This is a genomic window from Rubrivivax rivuli (genome assembly GCF_004016505.1).
Taxonomy (GTDB): domain Bacteria; phylum Pseudomonadota; class Gammaproteobacteria; order Burkholderiales; family Burkholderiaceae_C; genus Rubrivivax; species Rubrivivax rivuli.
In genome coordinates this window covers 1-415 of sequence record NZ_SACR01000019.1, presented here as the reverse complement: position 1 = coordinate 415, position 415 = coordinate 1, and the positions used below count along the sequence as shown (strand labels likewise).

The 415-nt window shown below is 70.8% G+C and carries 1 protein-coding gene; it reads left to right on the top strand.

The window, feature by feature from the left end:
* The coding region (locus tag EOE66_RS21895; protein WP_205702797.1) for a hypothetical protein at positions 1–415 on the top strand (415 nt) is incomplete at both ends.

The following is a 415-nucleotide window of genomic DNA, read 5'->3' as shown; positions in this document are numbered from 1 at the left end:
GGGCGCTGATGGTGGGGGTGCCGCTGGGCATCGCCCTGCTGCTGCTCTCTTTCGGCCAGATCCAGCTGGGCAGCGACGAGGCCTCGCAGGTCAACGACAAGCTGCGCCCGCTGCAACTGGCCTGCTTGATCTCGGTGATCATCGTCGCCGGCATGGCACGGCGCGACCACAGCGACCGCTCGGTCGAGTTCTGGCTGTCCCTGCCGGCCACGCACAGCGCCAGCCTCGCGGCGCCGCTGGTCGTGCACCTGCTGCTGGTGCCCGCCGCAGCCTTGCTGGCCGGCCTGGCCGGCGAGGCCGTGCTGTGGCTGTCGCCGCTGATCCTGCTGGTGGTGCTGCTCTCGGCCTGGTTCCGCAGCTGGTCGTGGGTGATCCTGGGCGTGGGCATCGGCCTCGGCAGCCAACTGCTGAACCG